The 17,642-nt window shown below is 71.7% G+C and carries 14 protein-coding genes; 10 read left to right on the top strand and 4 right to left on the bottom strand.

The genetic code is table 11. The features are described from left to right. Positions 1-164: 164 nt before the first annotated feature. On the bottom strand, positions 165-1,799 hold the full coding sequence (locus ACIQM3_RS33190) for a penicillin-binding transpeptidase domain-containing protein (protein ID WP_401630966.1): 1,635 nt from the start codon (positions 1,797-1,799) through the stop codon (positions 165-167). A gap of 335 nt (positions 1,800-2,134) precedes the next feature. Between ACIQM3_RS33190 and ACIQM3_RS33195 the strand changes: the two genes are divergently transcribed. Then, the gene (locus ACIQM3_RS33195; RefSeq protein WP_401630968.1) at positions 2,135-3,343 is read left to right on the top strand and encodes an oxygenase MpaB family protein; all 1,209 of its coding nucleotides are present in this window, start codon (positions 2,135-2,137) and stop codon (positions 3,341-3,343) included. Between the two features lie 81 nt (positions 3,344-3,424). Here the strand turns inward: ACIQM3_RS33195 and ACIQM3_RS33200 are convergent, their stop codons facing one another. Further along, positions 3,425-4,633 (bottom strand): TetR/AcrR family transcriptional regulator, encoded by a 1,209-nt coding sequence (locus ACIQM3_RS33200; protein ID WP_401630970.1) that lies wholly within the window; start codon positions 4,631-4,633, stop codon positions 3,425-3,427. Positions 4,634-4,695: 62 nt separating this feature from the next. Then, complete coding sequence (locus ACIQM3_RS33205) at positions 4,696-6,462, bottom strand: dolichyl-phosphate-mannose--protein mannosyltransferase (RefSeq protein WP_401630972.1); 1,767 nt, start codon at positions 6,460-6,462, stop codon at positions 4,696-4,698. A 53-nt stretch (positions 6,463-6,515) separates the two neighbouring features. On the opposite strand from ACIQM3_RS33205, the gene rsmI reads away from it, so the two are divergent. The 7 genes from rsmI to ACIQM3_RS33240 all read left to right on the top strand — a co-directional run bounded on the left by rsmI (position 6,516) and on the right by ACIQM3_RS33240 (position 12,757). After that, a complete protein-coding gene (gene rsmI / locus ACIQM3_RS33210) occupies positions 6,516-7,412 on the top strand; it encodes a 16S rRNA (cytidine(1402)-2'-O)-methyltransferase (RefSeq protein WP_401630974.1) in 897 nt (298 codons plus the stop codon). A gap of 172 nt (positions 7,413-7,584) precedes the next feature. Continuing rightward, positions 7,585-7,980, top strand: a complete 396-nt coding sequence (locus tag ACIQM3_RS33215) for a hypothetical protein (protein ID WP_401630976.1) — start codon at positions 7,585-7,587, stop codon at positions 7,978-7,980. A 31-nt stretch (positions 7,981-8,011) separates the two neighbouring features. Then, on the top strand, positions 8,012-8,878 hold the full coding sequence (locus ACIQM3_RS33220; RefSeq protein WP_401630978.1) for a TatD family hydrolase: 867 nt from the start codon (positions 8,012-8,014) through the stop codon (positions 8,876-8,878). 132 nt (positions 8,879-9,010) lie between these two features. Then, positions 9,011-9,592 (top strand): ubiquitin-like domain-containing protein, encoded by a 582-nt coding sequence (locus ACIQM3_RS33225; RefSeq protein WP_401630980.1) that lies wholly within the window; start codon positions 9,011-9,013, stop codon positions 9,590-9,592. 9 nt (positions 9,593-9,601) lie between these two features. Beyond that, on the top strand, positions 9,602-10,474 hold the full coding sequence (gene rsmA, locus ACIQM3_RS33230) for a 16S rRNA (adenine(1518)-N(6)/adenine(1519)-N(6))-dimethyltransferase RsmA (RefSeq protein WP_104786588.1): 873 nt from the start codon (positions 9,602-9,604) through the stop codon (positions 10,472-10,474). Next, on the top strand, positions 10,471-11,370 hold the full coding sequence (locus ACIQM3_RS33235; protein ID WP_401630982.1) for a 4-(cytidine 5'-diphospho)-2-C-methyl-D-erythritol kinase: 900 nt from the start codon (positions 10,471-10,473) through the stop codon (positions 11,368-11,370). The genes rsmA and ACIQM3_RS33235 overlap by 4 nt, the downstream gene beginning before the upstream one ends. A 73-nt stretch (positions 11,371-11,443) precedes the next feature. After that, entirely contained in the window at positions 11,444-12,757 is a 1,314-nt protein-coding gene (locus ACIQM3_RS33240; RefSeq protein ID WP_401630984.1) for an acyltransferase, read from the top strand. Positions 12,758-12,770: 13 nt separating this feature from the next. Here ACIQM3_RS33240 and ACIQM3_RS33245 read toward each other — a convergent pair whose 3' ends face one another. Continuing rightward, entirely contained in the window at positions 12,771-13,421 is a 651-nt protein-coding gene (locus ACIQM3_RS33245; RefSeq protein WP_401630986.1) for a lipoprotein, read from the bottom strand. Between the two features lie 147 nt (positions 13,422-13,568). Here ACIQM3_RS33245 and ACIQM3_RS33250 point away from each other — a divergent pair, with 147 nt between their 5' ends. Both ACIQM3_RS33250 and ACIQM3_RS33255 read left to right on the top strand, forming a co-directional pair. Further along, positions 13,569-15,386 (top strand): ABC-F family ATP-binding cassette domain-containing protein, encoded by a 1,818-nt coding sequence (locus ACIQM3_RS33250; RefSeq protein WP_401630988.1) that lies wholly within the window; start codon positions 13,569-13,571, stop codon positions 15,384-15,386. 390 nt (positions 15,387-15,776) lie between these two features. Further along, complete coding sequence (locus ACIQM3_RS33255; protein ID WP_401630990.1) at positions 15,777-17,624, top strand: PQQ-binding-like beta-propeller repeat protein; 1,848 nt, start codon at positions 15,777-15,779, stop codon at positions 17,622-17,624. Positions 17,625-17,642 lie beyond the last annotated feature (18 nt).

The following is a 17,642-nucleotide window of genomic DNA, read 5'->3' on the forward strand; positions in this document are numbered from 1 at the left end:
CCGGCTGTGCCGATCCTCACCCGTGGCGGACACGCGGCCGGTAACCGAACCTGTCCCCGATCAAATCGGCCAGGCTCGAAGCATCCTGACCGCGGCCGTGCGGACCGGGGCCGGTATGTGCGTGCGCCCGGAGCGGGTTCTTCCGTTCCGGGCGCACCCGAGCCTCAGGACCCCGCGCGCAGCACCGCCGCCACCACCGGGCCGGCCGCGTCGCCGCCGTGGCCGCCGGACTGGACGACCGCCGCTGCCGCGAGGTCGTCGCTGAAGCCGGTGAACCAGCTGTTGGACGTGGACTGCCCGTCGACCTCGGCGGAGCCCGTCTTGGCGCCCTTGTCGCCGCCGACCGAGGCCATGGCCGCCTTGCCGGTGCCCCAGGAGGCGGTGGCCCGCATCATGTCGTTCAGCTGCCCGGTGACGTTCTGTGAAAGCGAACGGGACGCGGTGGCGAGCTGACGGTCGTCGAGGGACTGCGGGACGATCACGGGCTGGTGGAACGTTCCTGTGCGGGCGGTCGCCGTGACGGACGCGATGTTGAGCGCGTTCATCTGGACGGTGCCCTGGCCTATGTACTGCGCCGCCGCCACCCCGCCGGTGGCCTCGGGCACGCTGCCGTCGACCGACACGACGCCGGTCTTCCAGTCGAGGCCGATCCCGAAGACCTCACGGGCCTCCTTGGCGAGTGCGGCGTCGTCCTCCACGTCGTCGATCTTCTTGATGAAGGCCGTGTTGCAGGAGCGGGCGAAGCTGGTGGTGAAGCTGCTGGAGGCGGGCAGCTCGAAGTTCTTCAGGTTGTGGAACGTGCTCTCGTAGTACCGCACCTCCTTCGGACACTCCGCCGCCCCGCCCGCCGTGACCAGGCCCTTCTCCAGGAGCATCGCCGCGGTCATGATCTTCAGCGTGGAGCCGGGCGCCTGCTTGCCCTGCATCGCCGCGTTGAAGCCGGTCGCCGGGTTGTTGGCGACGGCGCGGATGGAGCCCGTGGACGGCTTCACGGCGACCACCGACGCCCCGCTGAACTGCTTGACCGCCTTCTCCGCCGCCGCCTGGGCGCCCGCGTCGAGCGTCGTCTGCAGCCTGCCGGGCTTTCCCTTGGCGAGCGTCAGCAGCGTGGTGTCCGGGAGCTGCTCGTCGGCCGGCTCGATCCAGGTCTCGATCCCCGGTGAACCGCCCGTCCTGTCGCCGTACTTCTCGCGCAGGGAGTCCAGGATCGGCCCGAGCGACGGGTACGTCTCCTTGTCGAGCACCTTGCCGTTGTGGTCGACGGCCTCGATCGCCGCCGAGGAGGACTCGCCGGTCTTCAGCGACGCCCCCTCGGTCAGCTGCGGATGGATCACCGCGGGCTGCCAGTCGACGAGCGCCTTGCCGGTGGTCAGGCCGCGCACCACGGTCAGCTCGGAGGAGTACGACCAGGGCTTGGTCTTCCCGTCGTAGGAGACGGTCGCCTTGACCGTGTACGGCACCTTCGTGCCGACGGCGGCACCCGGCGTGATCACCGCCTTCGTGACGTGGGCCTCGTCGGCGTAACCGGCCAGCAGCGGCTCGGCGACGGACTCGTTGTTCGTGAGCAGGGCGGCGGCCGACGCGTCACCCGACGCCCACGCATCGAGGAAGCCCTTGGCCGTCTCCTCGGTCTCCTCCTTGTCCGGAGGCCCCGTCTTCACCTCGGAGGACTCGGAGGCGTTCCCTATCCCCCCGGACTCGCTCCCTCCGAGCACCACCTCGTACACGCCGTAGCCGAGTCCTCCGGCCACCAGTACGAACACTCCGCCGACCACGGCGACCTTCGCTCCACTGCGCATCTGTGCAGTCCCCCTCCCCAGGAGCCCTTCTTGAACATGTTCAAGAAGGGCGTTCCCTCGGCACTTTACGGGACGGGAGTGGGTCCTGAGGGGTTGTTACCGGACCGGGATGCGCTGGGGAGGTGGCGCCTCGACGCCCTGACCTCGGCGCGGACCCACATCGCCGAGGCTCGGTCGCGCGGTGTCGGTCACGACCATTGCCCGCGATGGCACGGGTCGCTATGTTAATCGAGAATCACATCACTCAGCACGATCCGGAACGTGGTGGCAGTGCAACTCGCAAGCCAGAAACGGCACACAGCGTCTTCTGGTCCAGCTGGGAAGTGGGTAAGTAAATGCACGATCTCAACAGGCGAAGCATCCTGTCCCTCGGCGCCGCGCTCGGCCTCGTGGGGGTGGCGGCCCCCGCCAAGGCGTGGGCGTGGGCGTCGGCGGACTCGGTGGCCGGAACCGGCTCGGGAGCCGATCCGGAGTACGTCTGGGACAGCGCGACGGACCCTCTCATGGTGTCGCTGCTCGAGAACGGCCAGATCCCATCGGTCAACGCCGCGATGGAGAAGTGGGTGAACAACGGTGACCCACTGCCCAGTGGGCTGCCGGCCGCCCTCACCACACATCTGCGGACCTTCAACAAGCTGCCCGCCTGGGCCGACACCGCGAAGCTGACCCGCGCCGCCGACTTCAACCGGCGCAAGGACACCTACCTGTTCATGCTCTACGGCCTCGGCAGCGGCATCATGAGCACCGTGATCCCGCGGGAGGCCAGAAGCGTCTACTGGTCCTTCGGCGGCGCCGACATGAAGGACCGTGCGGCCAAGACGTTCACCTTCGGCTACGACCTGTCCCAGACGCGCGCCTTCGAGCCGAGCGGGCAGTTCATCGTCACCGCCAACAAGACACGGCTGGTGCACGGAGCGGTACGTCACCTGCTGCCGCAGTCGCCGCACTGGAAGAACGGCGCCGACCAGACCATCCCGATCAGCGTCGCCGACATCCTGGTCACCTTCCACAGCCTGGGCACCTTCGTGCACAGGAAGATGCGTGACTGGAAGATCCCGATGTCGGCCGCGGACGAGGAGGCGTTCCTGCACTCCTGGCAGGTCGCCATCTACCTGCTCGGGGTGCCGACCGAGTACATCCCGAAGACCTGGGCGGCCGCGGAAGCGCAGTCGGCACAGGTGCTCACCCCGATCCTCGCCCCGACGCCCGAGGGCCTCGACCTGGCCGAGGTGCTGCTCGGCCTGACCGCGGAGATCGATCTCGGGGTCACGCGCGGCTTCCTGAACGAGTTCGTGCGCTACGCCCTGAGCAACGAGGTCGGGGACTGGCTGAAACTGCCGCGCGACTACGCGGCAGCGGCCCTGGTCCGCACCGTGTGGCCGGCCTTCATCCTGTTCCGTGAGGGGCTGTCGCCCGTCATGCCCGGCGCCTTCTACATGTTCGACCAGTTCCTGCGCGCCGTGGCCATGCTGTTCCTCAACAAAGGCGGGTCCGGGACGACCACCCCGATCACGATCCCGACCGGGAACAGGCCGACGAGCTGAACCACCCCCGGTCCCAGAGGTCTTCACCCCTCGGCGGCAGCGCCGAGGGGTGGGCACCCGGGAGCATCCACCGAGGTCCCCTCAGACGCCCAGGGCGCCCACGACCAGGGCGGTCACGGCGTCACGGCGGTCCTGGCCGTCCCGCCACCGCAGCCCACGTCCCGCCTCGACCGCCACCCCGAACCCCGCGTGCACCAGCACCCGGGCCTGGCGCGGGTCCAGCTCCGGACGGGCCAGCCGCAGCTGCTGCTCCCAGACGGCGATGTGTTCACGCTGTGCGAGGACCAGGGGCCGCCGCAGTTCGCCCGGCAGGCCGGCGAGCTCGGCCTCGGCGACGCTGTTGAGCGCGGTGTACTCGAAGCTGTAGGCCACGTACGTCGCCGCCAGCGCGGCTACGGCGTCGTGCGGCCCGGTCACCCCGTGCAGACTCTGCTCCACACCCTGGGCCAGAAGTCCCGCCGCCTGGAGGCACGCCGCCGCGAGGATGTCGACCTTGCCTTCGTAGTGACGGTAGAGCGCCGACGGCGCCAGCCCCACCGCCTCCGCGATCTGCCCGTTCGTGACGCTGGCGAACCCGTCCCGTGCGAACAGCGGGACGGCGGCCGCGAGGATCTCCGCGCGTCGCGTGCGCGGCACCGTCCGGGCGGGCAGCTCGACGGGGCGTGCGCCGCTCCTCAGGACCGCCGCGGTGTCGGTCGCGGCGACACGCAGGGCGGACGCCGACAGCAGGTCCTCGGCCCGGCGTTGAGCGATCGAGGTGTGATGCATCGTGATGGACGCGATCGCACCGAGGGCCGCCATGGCCCGCAGGCGCCCGCCGGGCATCGGGCAGGCGCGCCGCACCGCCTCGTCGACCCGCCCGACGACGTACCCGAACTTCGTCATGAGGCGCCGGCGGTCCTCGGCCCCGAGGTACCTGGCCTCCCACCGGTAGACGCCGCCCGACGCGCGATGGGCGACGGTGACGCGGGTGACGGCGTCGAGGACCTCCGCCAAGGGGGCCCCGGACGGCACCTCGTCGAGCGCGGCGACGAGCCGCTCCGCCGTGACGTCGGCACACTCGGCGAACAGCGCGTACTTGTTCGGGAAGTGCCGGTACAGGGCCGCCGCGGTGATACCCACGCCGGCCGCGATCTTCTCCATGGACGCGGCGTGGTACCCGTGCTCGCTGAAGACCCGGCCGGCCGCCTCGACGATGAGCTGCTTGCGGTTGCGGGGCCGGGTGGCCGCGGCCGGATCGGTCACGGCCGAACCGGCGGAAGCGGAGACGGGGCCATGCGGAGGAGTCAATCACACGCGCACACGGGGGATCGGGGCTCCATCGGAGCGGCCCCTGGCCCGCAACTGCCCCGCTACACCCAGGTGTCCAGCCACATCCGGTCGCGCCAGGAGTCGTCCGGGAGTGACGTGCCCGTGTAGATCGGCCAGAAGTAGATGAAGTTCCAGACGATCAGCAGCACCAGGACGCCCGCCGCGATCGCGCCCAGAGTGCGTCGGCGCTCCCCCGTGGGATCGGCGGTGTCCATGCCGAGACGGTGCTTGGTGCCCGTGCCGGCCGCAGGGCCCAGGAGGGCGCCGATCATCATCGTGACCGCCAGACACAGGAACGGCACGAACACGACCGCGTAGAAGAGGAAGATCGTCCGCTCCTGGTAGAAGAACCAGGGCACCCAGCCCGCCGCCACCCCGCACGCGATCGCGCCGGCCCGCCAGTCGCGGCGGAAGGCCCAGCGCCACAGCACGTACAGCAGCGCCACGCACGCCGCCCACCAGAGCAGCGGGGTGCCGAGCGCCAGGACCTCGCGGGCGCACTTGCCGCTGCTGGACTCCAGGCAGCCCGTCTTCTCCTCGTAGAAGTACGAGACGGGGCGGCCCAGCACGATCCAGCTCCACGGATTGGACTGGTAGGTGTGGCCGGAGGTCAGGCCGACGTGGAACTCGTAGACCTGGTTCTCGTAGTGCCAGAGGCTGCGCAGCCAGTCCGGCAGCCATGTCCAGCTGCCGCCCTTGCCCTCGGTGGCCGCCCAGTTGCGGTAGTAGCCCTTGTCCGTGACGATCCAGCCCGTCCACGAGACGAGGTACGTGCCGATCGCGACCGGCACCGTGGAGACGAACGCGGGCAGCAGGTCCCTGAGGACCACGGCCCGGTACGGCTGCACGGCGCCCGCCGTGCGCCGCGCGCCGACGTCCCAGAGCACCGCCATCACACCGAACGCGGCCAGGATGTAGAGCCCGTTCCACTTCGTGGCGAAGGCCAGACCGAGCATCAGGCCGGCCGCGATCCGCCAAGGGCGCCACCCGAGGCGGAGCGTTTCGGCGATGTGGGCGTCCGGGCGCAGGACCCCGTCCTCGTCGACCGGGAGCGCCGCGGCCAGTCTGCGGCGGGACCGGTCGCGGTCGAGGAGGAAGCAGCCGAAGGCCGCCAGCACGAAGAACATCAGCACCAGGTCGAGCAGCGCGGTGCGGCTCATCACGAAGTGCAGCCCGTCCACGGCCAGCAGGGTGCCCGCCAGGCAGCCCAGGAACGTCGAGCGGAACAGCCGGCGGCCGATGCGGCACAGCATCAGCACCGAGAGCGTGCCGAGCAGCGCCACCATGAAACGCCAGCCGAACGGGGTGAACCCGAACAGCTGCTCGCCGAACCCGATGATCCACTTGCCGACCGGCGGATGGACGACGTAACCCGGGTCCACCGGGATGTCCACCGAGGACGGGTCCCTGAGGATCAGCTTGTCGACGTCCTTGGGCCAGGAGCCCTCGTATCCCTGGTTGACCAGTGCCCAGGCGTCCTTGGCGTAGTACGTCTCGTCGAATATCACCGCCTTCGGGCTGCCCAGGTTCCAGAACCGCAGCACCCCGGCGACCAGGGCGACCAGCAGCGGCCCGCCCCAGGCGGACCAGCGCACCAGGTGGCCGGCGAGGACCGGCGGCACGGCGAGCACCTGCCAGAACTGGCGCCCGGGGCGCGCGTAGGGCGGATCGAGGCGCTCGCGCAGCCCCGTCTCCGGCCGTGGGGAATGGCCGAAGCGGCGCAGCCGCTGCTGCCAGGAAGGCGGCTGGTCGCCGGTGTGATCCCCGGCGTCGTTGCCCTGCTGGGCTTCGGGCGCAGTACTCGTCACCGCGCCATCGTAGGGAACGCATCTGTGCGAGTGGTGCCGCCCGTGCTGGGAGGATGGCCGATGTGACTGGAACGACTGGAACGCTCGTACTCGCAGGGACCCCCATCGGCGACGTGGCGGACGCCCCGCCACGGCTCGCCGCCGAGCTGGAGACGGCCGATGTCGTGGCGGCCGAGGACACCCGGCGGCTGCGCCGGCTCACCCAGGCGCTCGGCATCCGCACGACAGGGCGTGTCGTGTCCTACTTCGAGGGCAACGAGTCGGCGCGTACGCCCGAACTCGTCGAGGCCCTGGCCGGCGGCGCGCGCGTCCTGCTGGTCACGGACGCCGGGATGCCGTCCGTCTCCGATCCCGGCTACCGGCTCGTCGCCGCCGCCGTCGAACAGGACATCAAGGTCACCGCCGTACCGGGCCCGTCCGCCGTGCTGACCGCGCTCGCGCTGTCCGGGCTGCCCGTGGACCGCTTCTGCTTCGAGGGCTTCCTGCCGCGCAAGGCCGGCGAGCGGCTGGGGAAGCTGCGCGAGGTCGCGGACGAGCGCCGCACGATGGTCTTCTTCGAGGCCCCGCACCGGCTGGACGACACCCTGGCCGCGATGGCCGAGGCGTTCGGGGCGGACCGCAGGGCCGCCGTGTGCCGGGAGCTGACCAAGACGTACGAGGAAGTGAAGCGCGGCCCCCTGGGCGAGCTGGCGGTCTGGGCCGCCGAGGGTGTGCGCGGCGAGATCACCGTCGTGGTCGAGGGTGCGACGGACTCCGGTGACGAGGGACTGGACGCCGCCGAGCTGGTGCGCAGGGTGCAGGTGCGCGAGGAGGCGGGGGAGCGGCGCAAGGAGGCCATCGCCGCGGTCGCCGCCGAGGCGGGGCTGCCCAAGCGCGAGGTGTTCGATGCGGTGGTCGCGGCAAAGAACGCGGCTCGGACCGGCCAGGAGCAGGGCAAAGGACTAACCTGAAATGTAAAGCCTGAGCCGCGTACCGGGCCGTTCGGCCACGAAACGGCCAAAAGCGTTCCAACACTCGGCAGACCTGGTGCATCGCCGTCGGCGAAGGCGTCCACTTGAGGGTGGAACGCACCATCCGGAGTGCTTGTCCGGAGTGCTTGTCCAGCGGACAAGAGGAGCAGGCATGAGTGAGATCGCAGCAGGCACCGTGCACGAGGCGTACGCCTTCGCGTGCATGAGGTGCGGGCACGGCTGGGAACAGGCCTACGAGATAGAGCACCACGTCGACGGCTCGGGCAACGCGTTCGTGGTGTACAAGGCGGACGGGCAGCGAGTGCCGTCGCCGCTGTCCACCCCGTCCTGCGCGAACTGCGGCGGCCACGTGGTGCGGATCATGCGCGCCGGCCGGGTCTCCACCGTCCAGCAGCTGCTCAGGCCCCGGGAACTGACACGTCCCGTGATGGCGGGCCGGGACGAGGCCCGTGAGGAGATGTCCGTGGCCACCGCCGTCCCCGCGGCCGGATCGGGATCGCACCACTGGCAGCTGTCCGATCTGCTCCGCCCCTTCCACCGGCGGTGAGAGGAGGTTCATGCCCTCGTAGAGTCGAGGCATGAGCCGTACCGAAGCCCCGCCGCTCCCCGAACCCCTCAGGGTTCCGGTCGCCGATTCGCACACCCATCTCGACATGCAGGACGGAACCGTCGAGGAGGGACTGGCCCGGGCCGCGGCGGTCAACGTGACCACCGTCGTCCAGGTCGGCTGCGACGTGAAGGGCTCCCACTGGGCCGCCGAGACCGCCGCCGCGCACCCGTCCGTGCACGCCTCCGTCGCCCTGCACCCCAACGAGGCGCCCCGCATCGTGCACGGGGACCCGGAGGGCACCGCGCGGCAGGGGGGCAGGGAGCCGGGCGGGAAGGCGGCCCTCGACGAGGCGCTCGCCGAGATCGACGCGCTGGCCGCCCTCGCCCACGTACGCGCCGTCGGTGAGACCGGCCTGGACTACTTCCGTACGGGCCCCGAGGGCATGGCCGCCCAGGAGGAGTCCTTCCGCGCCCACATCGAGATCGCCAAGCGGCACGGCAAGGCCCTGGTCATCCACGACCGCGAGGCCCACGCGGACGTGCTGCGGATCCTCGCCGAGGCCGGCGCGCCGGAGCGGACCGTCTTCCACTGCTACTCCGGGGACGCCGACATGGCCCGGATCTGCGCGGCGGCCGGATACTTCATGTCCTTCGCGGGCAACGTCACCTTCAAGAACGCGCAGCCGCTGCGCGACGCGCTGGCCGTCGCCCCCGCCGAGCTCGTGCTCGTCGAGACGGACGCCCCCTTCCTCACCCCCGCCCCGTACCGCGGACGGCCCAACGCGCCCTATCTGATCCCGGTCACGCTCCGTGCCATGGCCGAGGTGAGGGGCACCGACGAGGACACCCTGGCCGCCGCCGTCTACGACAACACCGCGCGGGCGTTCGACTTCTGAGGGGTGCCGGTTCTGAGGGGTGCCGGGCGCTCCGGTCGACACGTTGGGTAATCGTACGACTTTGTACGGTTACGAGGGGTCCGCTATCGTGCCCGCGCAACGGGGACGGCAGGCCGGAACGTCTGGAGCGTCGTGGGCCATTCACAGGGCAGTCACCGCGCGGCGCGCGGCAGTCGGCGTACGAGGCAGGTCCCGGCGCGGGCCCCGTCCCCGCCCCCGGCGCCGCCGCGCTCCCTCCACGAGGAGCGGACGATCGTCGCCGGGCTCCGCCCCGGCCCCCTGCCGGTCCATGACCCCACCGTGCTGGACACCCCGCTGGTGCCCCGGCGGCCGGCCCCGCGGCGGGAGACCGGCGGACACCGGGCGGCCCGGCGCCACCGGCGTCCGATCGGTGCCGGCGCTCCGGAGAGCCTGTGGCGTATCGTCCCGCGCGCACTGGTCGTCGCCGTCCTGGCGGGCGGCACCGCCGGGTTCCTCGCCCAGGACAAGGCCGTCCGTGTCGATGTCGACGGGACATCACACACCCTGCACACCTTCGCGGACGACGTCGGGGAGCTCCTGGAGGCCGAGGGCGTCACGGTCGGCACCCGCGACACCGTCGCCCCCGCCCCCGCCACGGCCCTGGACAACGGCGACGAGATCGTCGTCCTCCGGGAGACACGCGGCTTCGGGCCCGTGCCGGGCGGCGCTCCCTGGCTGCCGCGGCGGCCGTAGGCTTAACGGGTGAGCACCACAGAGCCCGACGCCCTCCTGGGCCCCGCAGACATCCGCGAGCTGGCCGCAGCGCTGGGCGTACGCCCCACCAAGCAGCGCGGTCAGAACTTCGTCATCGACGCCAACACGGTCCGCAGGATCGTACGGACCGCCGAGGTGCGGCCCGACGACGTGGTGGTCGAGGTCGGGCCCGGTCTGGGCTCGCTGACCCTCGCCCTGCTGGAGGCGGCCGACCGGGTCGTCGCCGTGGAGATCGACGACGTGCTCGCGGGCGCCCTGCCGGCCACGGTCGCCGCACGGCTCCCGGAGCGCGCCGACCGCTTCGCCCTGGTCCACTCGGACGCGATGCTGGTCACGGAGCTGCCCGGCCCCGCACCGACCGCGCTCGTCGCCAACCTGCCGTACAACGTCGCCGTGCCGGTCCTGCTCACCATGCTGGAGCGCTTCCCGACCATCGAGCGGACGCTCGTGATGGTGCAGGCCGAGGTCGCCGACCGGCTGGCCGCCCGGCCCGGCAACAAGGTCTACGGCGTGCCGTCGGTCAAGGCCAACTGGTACGCCGACGTCAAGCGCGCCGGGTCGATCGGCCGCACGGTGTTCTGGCCCGCGCCCAACGTCGACTCGGGCCTGGTGTCCCTCGTCCGGCGCACGGAACCGATCCGTACCACCGCGAGCAGGACCGAGGTCTTCGCCGTCGTCGACGCCGCCTTCGCCCAGCGCCGCAAGACGCTGCGCGCCGCCCTGGCGGGCTGGGCGGGCTCCGCACCCGCCGCCGAGGCCGCCCTGACGGCCGCGGGGATCTCGCCGCAGGCCCGCGGCGAGGCCCTGACCGTCGAGGAGTTCGCCGCCATCGCCGAGAACAAGCCGGAGCCCTCCGCATGACCCGCAGCGTCACCGTCCGCGTCCCCGCCAAGGTCAACGCGCAGCTCGCGGTGGGCGCCCCCCGCCCCGACGGCTTCCACGACCTGGCCAACGTCTTCCTCGCCGTCGGCCTGTACGACGAGGTCACCGTCACCCCCGCCGACACCCTGCGCGTCACCTGCTCCGGGCCGGACGCCCATCAGGTCCCCCTGGACGCCACGAACCTCGCGGCCCGCGCCGCGATCGCGCTGGGTGCCCGGCACGACATCGCCCCCGATGTGCACATCCACATCGCCAAGGACATCCCCGTCGCCGGCGGCATGGCGGGCGGCAGCGCCGACGGTGCCGCCGCCCTGCTGGCCTGCGACGCGCTCTGGGCCACCGGCGCCACCCAGGAGGAACTCCTGGCGATCTGCGCCGAGCTGGGCAGCGACGTGCCCTTCAGCCTGGTCGGCGGGGCGGCACTCGGCGTCGGACGCGGTGAGCGGCTGACGCCCGTCGAGGTCGGCGGAAGCTTCCACTGGGTGTTCGCCGTCGCCGACGGCGGGCTCTCCACCCCCGCGGTCTACGGCGAGTTCGACCGGCTCACCGCCGGCACCGACGTACCGGAGCCGGCCGCCTCCCCCGCGCTCCTGGCCGCCCTGCGCAAGGGGGACACCACCGCACTCGCGGGCGCCCTCGGCAACGACCTCCAGGCCGCCGCCCTCTCCCTGCGCCCCTCGCTGGCCGACACCCTCGCGGCGGGCACCGCCGCCGGCGCCCTGGCCGCGCTGGTCTCGGGGTCCGGGCCGACCACCGCGTTCCTGACCGCCGACGAGGAGTCGGCGCGGAAGGTGGCCGACGCGCTGCTGGCGTCCGGCACCTGCCGCGACGCGCGGGTGGCGGTGTCCCCGGCGGCGGGTGCGACCGTCGTCTGACAGCCGGTACTCAGACGGGAATTGAGTACGGTCGCGCTGCCGCGGCCCTGCCGCTCGACGCGACCGTACTCCCATGGGATCAAGTGTTCGTGAACTGGCCGGGGCGACGCCCGCCACCCGGGACCGCTACATCGACCTGCTGCGGGTCGCCTCGCTGGGGACGGTCGTCCTCGGCCACTGGCTGATGGCCGCCGTCACCACTGACGGGGTCGGCAACCTCCTCGCCGTCGTCCCCGGCCTGCAACCGCTGACCTGGGTGCTCCAGGTCATGCCGGTCTTCTTCTTCGTCGGGGGCTTCTCCCATGCCCTGTCCTACCGTTCGCTGCTCCGTAAGCGGCCCGAGGGCTCCATGGACTCCGTCTACGCGGCGTTCCTGCGGGCCCGGCTCCAGCGGCTGCTGCGTCCCACCATGGTCTTCGTCCTGGTGTGGGGTGCCGCGGCGCTGCTCGTCCAACTGCTCGGCGGGGGCGGCGGGCTGATCGGTGTCACGCTCCGCCTGGTGACCCAGCCGCTCTGGTTCATCGGGATCTACCTGGCGATGGTGGCGTTCACCCCGCCGCTGCTGAAGCTGCACGACCGCTACGGCTGGGGCGCGTTCGCCGCGCTCGCGGGGGCCGCCGCCGCGGTGGACCTGCTGAGGTTCGCCGCCGGGGTGCCCTACCTCGAACTCCTCAACTTCGCGTTCGTCTGGCTCGCCGTGCACCAGCTCGGCTTCCTGCGCGCCGACGGCCGGGTCCGCCGCCCCGCTCTCCTCGCCGGCGGCGGACTGGCCGCCGCGGCAGCGCTGGTGGCCCTCGGCCCGTATCCGCTGTCCATGGTCGGCATGCCCGGCGAGAAGATCAGCAACATGGCGCCGCCCACCCTCGCACTGCTCTGCCACGGCCTCTGGCTCGTCGGTGCGGTCGAGCTGCTGCGCGCTCCGGGGGCCCGGCTGGTGGCCCGGCCCCGGGTCTGGCGCGCGGTCGTGGCCGCCAACGGCGTCGCCATGAGCGCGTTCCTCTGGCACCTCACCGCGATGCTCGGCGTGTACGGGGCGATGCTCGCCCTCGGCGCCCCGCTGCCCGAGCCGGCCACCGGCGCCTGGTGGGCGCAGGTGCCGGTGCGGATCGTGGTCGCCGCCGGGGTCACCGCGGCCCTGGTCGCGGCCTTCCGTACGTTCGAGCGGCCGGTCCGCGTCGCCCCCGGCCGGGCCGCGATCGGCGCGGGAGCCGTCTCGGCGATCGGTGTGACCCTCGCCCTGCTCGGCGTGCTGGGACTGTCCATGGTGGGCTACGCGGGACTGCTGGAGGGGCACACCGCCCTGCTGATCGCCGTCCACGTCAGCGCTCCCGCGGCCGTCGCGATGGCGCTCGGCGGCTGGCTGCTGGTCGAACGGGCGGGGCGGTGACCGGCCCCTACCGTCAGCTCAGCTTCAGAGTCCTCCTCGCGAGCTCGTACGCCGGGAGCATCTCCCGGTGCTCCTGGGAGTCCAGCCCGCCCAGGTGCACCACGACCGGGCCGTCGGGCGTCGTGACGGCGAAGGCACGCTCGTCCTTGGGCTCGTCCAGCAGCTCGCCGTCCACGGTGTAGTCGACCTCGGTCCCGGCCAGGGAGCCCGCGCGGAAATCGGTGTACGTGGCCTTGCCCGCGTTCGGATCGGCCGTCACGAACGCCTCCAGCACCGCGCGGGGGGCGTCGTCGGAGGGCTCGCCCTGCCACACCCGGAGGTAGCCGATGTTCCCCGCCGGCTTCGCGTCCACCTCGCAGACCATCGTGACCGGGCCCTGCTCGCCCAGCGCGGCCAGGTCGGAGCCGGGCTCGACCTCGACGGCCGCCGGCTTCCAGTCCGCCGCCAGATCGAAGGTCACCGGGAGCTCGCAGGCCGAACCCGGGCCACCGAGCGTGACGCCCTTCTCCGCGGCGGCGCTCCCCGCGGCCTTCGAGGGGGCGCTGTCCCCGTTCTTGCCCGTATCCGCGGCCGTTCCGCCGCCGCCGGACGACGACGAACAGCCGGCCAGCGCCACCGTCGCCACGACTGCCGAAACCAGGGCCCGCCCCGAGCCACGCATCATGAAGTCCCCACCCCAGAGATGTTCCGAACCGCTCCGACCTGGGGTTACTCCCCATGATCGATCGCCGCACGCTATCGCACCCCGCACGGCGACTACTCTGGGACATCGAGCGGTCCCCGACGCAAGGACCCCCGAGGCAGGAGTGAAATGGCCGTCAATCTGGTCAATGTCGAGCAGGTCAGCAAGGTGTACGGCACCCGTGCCCTGCTCGACGGTGTATCCCTCGGGGTGTCCGAGGGCGACCGGATCGGCGTCGTCGGCCGCAACGGCGACGGCAAGACGACGCTCATCCGGATGCTCGCCAAGCTCGAGGAGGCGGACACCGGCCGGGTCACCCACAACGGCGGGCTGCGCCTCGGTGTCCTCACCCAGCACGACTCGCTGGACCCGAACGCCACCATCCGGCACGAGGTGATCGGCGATCTCGAGGACCACGAGTGGGCGGGCAGCGCCAAGATCCGCGACGTGCTGACCGGGCTCTTCGGCGGCCTCGCCCTCCCCGGCTTCGAGCACGGCCTGGACACCGTCATCGCCCCGCTCTCCGGCGGCGAGCGGCGCCGGATCGCGCTGGCGAAGCTGCTCATCGCCGAGCAGGACCTGGTCGTCCTCGACGAGCCCACCAACCACCTCGACGTCGAGGGCATCTCCTGGCTCGCCGGACACCTGCGGACCCGGCGCTCCGCGCTCGTCTGCGTCACCCACGACCGGTGGTTCCTGGACCAGGTCTGCACCCGCATGTGGGACGTCCAGCGGGGAGCCGTCCACGAGTACGAGGGCGGCTACAGCGACTACGTGTTCGCGCGGGCCGAGCGGGAGCGGATCGCCGCGACCGAGGAGTCCAAGCGGCAGAACCTGATGCGCAAGGAGCTGGCCTGGCTGCGACGGGGCGCCCCCGCCCGTACGTCCAAGCCGCGCTACCGCATCGAGGCCGCCAACGAGCTGATCGCCGATGTGCCGCCGCCGCGCGACACGAGCGAGCTGATGAAGTTCGCCAACGCCCGGCTCGGCAAGACCGTCTTCGACCTGGAGGACGTGACCGTCCAGGCCGGACCCAAGACGCTCCTCACCCACCTCACCTGGCAGCTCGGCCCCGGTGACCGCATCGGCCTGGTCGGCGTGAACGGCGCGGGCAAGACCTCGCTGCTGCGGGCGCTCGCCGAGGCGGCCCGCAGCCAGGGCGACGTGCAGCCCGCGGACGGCAAGGTCGTCGTCGGCAAGACCGTGAAGCTCGCCTATCTCTCCCAGGAGGTCGCGGAGCTCAACCCGAACCTGCGCGTGCTCGAAGCCGTCCAGCAGGTGCGCGACCGGGTCGACCTCGGCAAGGGCCGTGAGATGACGGCCGGCCAGCTCTGCGAGCAGTTCGGCTTCGTCAAGGAGAAGCAGTGGACGCCCGTCGGCGACCTGTCCGGTGGTGAGCGGAGGCGGCTGCAGATCCTGCGGCTGCTGATGGACGAGCCCAACGTCCTCTTCCTCGACGAGCCCACCAACGACCTGGACATCGAGACGCTGACCCAGCTGGAGGACCTCCTCGACGGCTGGCCCGGGTCGATGATCGTGATCTCCCACGACCGGTTCTTCATCGAGCGGACCACGGACAAGGTGATGGCGCTCCTCGGCGACCGCGCGCTGCGGATGCTGCCGCGCGGTATCGACGAGTACATCGAGCGCAGGCAGCGCATGGAGGAGACGGCGACGCCCGCCTCCGCCGCCGGGTCCTCGGCGCTCAAGGCGGCGCCGGCCGAGGCCGTATCGCCGCAGGCCGCGCGTGCGGCCAAGAAGGAGCTCCAGAAGGTCGAGCGGCAGCTCGACAAGATGTCGACCAGGGAGACGACGCTGCACGCGCAGATCGCCGACAACGCCACCGACTTCGAGAAGGTCGCCGCGCTCGACGCCGAGCTGCGTGAACTGGTCGCGGAGCGGGACGTGCTGGAGATGCGCTGGCTCGAACTGGCCGAGGACGCCTGAGCGAACGCCTGAGGTGCCCGGGCCGGCCAGGACGCCGCGTCCGGGCCGGCGGGCGGGCGGGCGGGGGCCGAATCCCGTGAAAGCGGCCCTTCCTGGGCACAGTTGACGGGGTGTCGGGAAAAGTGCGCCCCGGATGCCGCGAGGAGCGCGTAACGACGGCATCACGGCCCGGTTCTCCCTTGGGAACAGGGGGTGGACCGATCCGGTACCCGGTGTGGTGCGGGTGGTACAAAGAAGCCCCGCTCGACTGTCGTAACGCCGCGGAAGCCATGCCCGATTCGCTCCTTTCCGGGGGGAATTCAGAGATTTCTTGTACCTGATCCTCTGAGCCCAGCGGAATCGCGGGGGAGACCGGACCGGGCACCGGACCGCACGAAGGGGGACGTGCTGATGACCCAGCCGCCCAGCCAGCAACCGCCGCAGGGGGGCTTCGGGGCTCCGCAGGATCCGCAGGGCACTCCTCAGCCGCCGCCACCGGCGGCCCCACCGCAGATGCCGCCCGCACCACCGCAGACCCCGCCGCCGGGGGCACCGCAGACGCCTCCGCCCGCGCAGCCGGGCTACGGCTACCCGCAGGCCCCCGGGGCGCAGCCCGGCTACGGCTACCCCCAGGCACCCGGGCAGGCACCCGGCCAGGCGGCCCCCGGCCCGTACGCCCAGCAGCCCGGCCCCTACGGCGCCCCGTCCGGTCCGTACGGCCAGCAGCCCGGCCCCTACGGTCAGCAGCCCGGTTACGGCTACCCGCAGCAGCAGTACCCCGGCGCTCCCGCGCCCACGCCCGGCGGCTCCGGCGGCAGTCCCTTCAAGGGCAAGCCCGCCGTCATCATCGGTGCGGCGCTCGCCGTGCTCCTCGTCGTCGGCGGCGGCATCTTCTTCGCCACGAGCGGTGGCGACGACGACCCGGAGAAGCCCGTCGCCAAGTCCAGCAGCGGCGCCCCGGACCCGAGCGGCTCGACCGGCGTCGACCAGGGCGACGGCAAGGGCGACGGGCGTGAGGCGAACGACGACCTGAACGCCGGACGCAAGGACGGCGAGGCGAAGGTCCTCTGGACCACGACGAACGACATCGACCTGCCGCGCAACGGCGCGGACGTCTACGGCCCGTGGATCGTCGGGGACACCCTCGTCAAGGGCATGTACCGCTCGGTCGTCGGCCTCTCGGTGGGCGACGGCAAGCAGAAGTGGAGCCTCCCGCTGCCCGCGGACATCTGCGCGGCACCCGCGACGACCACGGCCGACGGCAAGATCGTCGTCGGCGTGATGAGCGGCACCACGGACAAGGCCGACTGCTCCGTACTCCAGATGATCGACCTCAACACCGGCAAGGCCGGATGGAAGAAGACGGTCACGAAGAAGGGCATCTGGGACCTGTTGTCCAACATCGGCCTGGCGGTCAGCGGTGACACCGTCACCGTCGGCCGTACGAGCTACTCCAGCGCCTACCGGGTCAGCGACGGCAAGGAGCTGTTCGGCAACCCGTCGGGCAACTGCAAGCCGTACTCGTTCGCCGGCGGCCCCAAGCTGATCGCCGCGGTCAACTGCAGCACCGGCGACGTGGAGAACCCGCAGCAGCAGGTCCAGGAGCTCGACCCGACCACCGGCAAGGCCAAGTGGACCTACCAGGTCAAGCGTGGCTGGGAGGTCGACAAGGTCTACTCGGTCAGCCCCCTGGTCGTCTCGCTGAAGCAGCAGGAGGAGAAGAAGTGGGGCGTCGTCGCGCTCAAGGAGAACGGAACACTCCGCTCCCAGCTGGCCGGTGACGACGAGGACAAGATCAGCGTCGAGTGCGGTGGCGGCCTCATCGACTTCGCCGACACGATGGAGGGCTGCGGTGGCCTCGCCGCCGACGCGAACAGCTTCTACATGATGACCGGGGACGACACCAGCGGCGCCGCCCGTACCAACAAGGTCGTCGCGTTCGACCTGAACACCGGCAAGGTCAAGTGGAAGGCCCCCGCCCCCGCCGAGCACACCATGAAGCCGCTCCGCATGGAGGGCGGCAACGTCCTCGTCTACGTGGAGCCCTCGTACGAGGAGGGCGGGGCGATCGCGACGATCGCACCCACCGGAGGCGCGCCGAAGGTGCTGCTCCAGCACCTGGACTCGACCGCGCAGATCGAGAACTTCTACTCGTCCAAGACCGTCTACGCGGGCGGCCGTTCCTTCGTCGTCAGCGACCGCGTCAGCGGCAACGACGACTCGGAGGGCGAGACGACCATCATGGCCTTCGGCAAGTGACGGCCGACGACGGCATCC

The sequence above is a fragment of the Streptomyces sp. NPDC091271 genome (assembly GCF_044757505.1).
Classification (GTDB): Bacteria; Actinomycetota; Actinomycetes; order Streptomycetales; family Streptomycetaceae; genus Streptomyces.

Excerpts from the sequence above, each read along its gene's own strand:
- ACIQM3_RS33195 (WP_401630968.1), top strand. The coding sequence starts at position 2,135 with ATGCACGATCTCAACAGGCGAAGCATCCTGTCCCTCGGCGCCGCGCTC.
- ACIQM3_RS33240 (WP_401630984.1), top strand. The coding sequence starts at position 11,444 with ATGGGATCAAGTGTTCGTGAACTGGCCGGGGCGACGCCCGCCACCCGG.
- ACIQM3_RS33250 (WP_401630988.1), top strand. The coding sequence starts at position 13,569 with ATGGCCGTCAATCTGGTCAATGTCGAGCAGGTCAGCAAGGTGTACGGC.
- rsmI (WP_401630974.1), top strand. The coding sequence starts at position 6,516 with ATGGCCGATGTGACTGGAACGACTGGAACGCTCGTACTCGCAGGGACC.
- ACIQM3_RS33245 (WP_401630986.1), bottom strand. The coding sequence starts at position 13,421 with ATGATGCGTGGCTCGGGGCGGGCCCTGGTTTCGGCAGTCGTGGCGACG.
- ACIQM3_RS33255 (WP_401630990.1), top strand. The coding sequence starts at position 15,777 with ATGACCCAGCCGCCCAGCCAGCAACCGCCGCAGGGGGGCTTCGGGGCT.
- ACIQM3_RS33235 (WP_401630982.1), top strand. The coding sequence starts at position 10,471 with ATGACCCGCAGCGTCACCGTCCGCGTCCCCGCCAAGGTCAACGCGCAG.
- ACIQM3_RS33220 (WP_401630978.1), top strand. The coding sequence starts at position 8,012 with ATGAGCCGTACCGAAGCCCCGCCGCTCCCCGAACCCCTCAGGGTTCCG.
- ACIQM3_RS33215 (WP_401630976.1), top strand. The coding sequence starts at position 7,585 with ATGAGTGAGATCGCAGCAGGCACCGTGCACGAGGCGTACGCCTTCGCG.
- ACIQM3_RS33190 (WP_401630966.1), bottom strand. The coding sequence starts at position 1,799 with ATGCGCAGTGGAGCGAAGGTCGCCGTGGTCGGCGGAGTGTTCGTACTG.